Below are 1,751 nucleotides of genomic sequence, written 5' to 3'. Positions count from 1 at the left end.
TGGGTGGCGCGGTCGCTTGCTCGTCAGCAACTTCTGCAAGGGCACCACCCTGCTCAACCTTGCCCTCAGCCAGGCCGAATTGGACAACTCCGCCGCGCTGGAATCGAGCGCAGAAGGCTTGCGAATCTACGAAGAACGGCTCACCGGAGCTTGTCCCAGGTCTCGTGGAACTTCTCGGGTGGCGGTCCCCCGCCTGAGACCCGCCATGAGGTAGGTGTTGGGCGTCTGCCAGGACAACCCAACCAGCAAGGGGACCGCCGTGGACAAGAACTACCAGACATCGAAGATCGATACGACCCGGATCGCCGTGCCCGAACAGGTCAGCATCGCGCTGGGCGAGATCACCACCGACCTGCGTGAGGGCCTGCTCGCCCTGGCGGTAGGTGCGGGCCTGCAGGTACTGACCGCCATGATGGAGTCCGACGTGGCCGCGGCATGCGGGCCGCGTGACCGGCACAACCGCGACCGGGTCGCGGTGCGCCACGGGCACGGCCCCGGCTCGGTGCCCCTGGGTGGGCGGCGGGTGCCGGTCGCTCGGCCCCGGATGCGCGCCGTGGATGGCTCCGGTGAACTGCCGCTGCCCTGCTATGAGGTCCTCAACGACACCGACGTGTTGGGGCGGATGGCGTTGGAGCGGATGCTGGCCGGGCTGTCGGCCCGCCACTACGTCGCTGGTCTGGAACCGGTGGGCGCACGGGTCGCCGACACCGCGTCGGGGACGAGCAAGTCGGCGGTGTCGCGCAAGTTCGTGGCCGCCACCGAGACCGCGCTGGCCGCACTTCTCGCCGCCGATCTGTCCACACTGGACTTGGTGGCGTTCATGGTGGACGGGGTGCACTTCGGGGAGCACTGCTGTGTCGTGGCGTTGGGCATCGGTATCGATGGCACCAAGCATCCGCTGGCGCTGGTGGAGGGCTCGACGGAGAACGCGACCCTGGTGAGGGAGTTGATCGTGGGCCTGCGGGAACGCGGCCTGGATGTCACCCGCCCGGTCCTGGCGGTGATCGACGGGTCGAAGGCACTGCGTCGAGCGGTCGCCGACGTGTTCGATCACCCGGTGGTCCAACGCTGCCAACTGCACAAAATCCGGAACGTGGTGGACAAGCTCCCGGAGAAACTGCGCAGCGTGGTGCAACGACGGATGCGGGATGCCTACCATGCCGACAGCGCGCTGACCGCGCAGGCCCAGCTGGAGACGCTGGCCGCCGAGCTGGACCGGACTCATCCCGGGGCGGCGGCCTCGCTGCGGGAAGGCCTGGCCGAGACCCTGACCGTGCTACGGCTGGCGGTGCCGCCCACGTTGGCCCGCACGATGCGCTCGACCAACGCCATCGAGTCGATGATCTCCATCTGCCGAGATCATGCGACCAACGTGAAACGCTGGCGGGACGGGCAGATGGCGCTGCGCTGGTGCGCGGCGGGGATGGTCGAGGCCGGCAAGCAGTTCCGCCGGGTCAACGGTCATCTACACCTACCCGCGCTACGGACCGCGCTGCAGCGGCAGGTCGCCGCCGAAACTGTCAGTACGACCGCGCACACTGACACCGTGACCGCCGCCTGACGATCATGGACCGCCACCGAAGTTCAACGAACTCCGGGACAATCTCGAAGGCACCCGCATCCGGCGTGTCTACCGGGCACAGGCGCAACGCACGGGCGTGGACTGGGAACGACGCGACTACAAGCCGCAGGACTTCGCCGGCAGCGACCCGATCAACCAGGCACTCTCGGCGGCTCACACGAGTCTCTAC

Annotated in this window: 1 protein-coding gene; it reads left to right on the top strand. The window is 68.1% G+C overall.

Annotated elements, in window-relative coordinates:
* Positions 1–259 precede the first annotated feature (259 nt).
* Complete coding sequence (locus tag VGJ14_16060) at positions 260–1,561, top strand: IS256 family transposase (GenBank protein HEY2833945.1); 1,302 nt, start codon at positions 260–262, stop codon at positions 1,559–1,561.
* Positions 1,562–1,751 lie beyond the last annotated feature (190 nt).

It is taken from the genome of Sporichthyaceae bacterium, from assembly GCA_036493475.1.
Classification (GTDB): domain Bacteria; phylum Actinomycetota; class Actinomycetes; order Sporichthyales; family Sporichthyaceae; genus DASQPJ01.
Note: the sequence above shows the minus strand (reverse complement) of the source record. Positions and strands in the feature narration are given on the sequence as shown.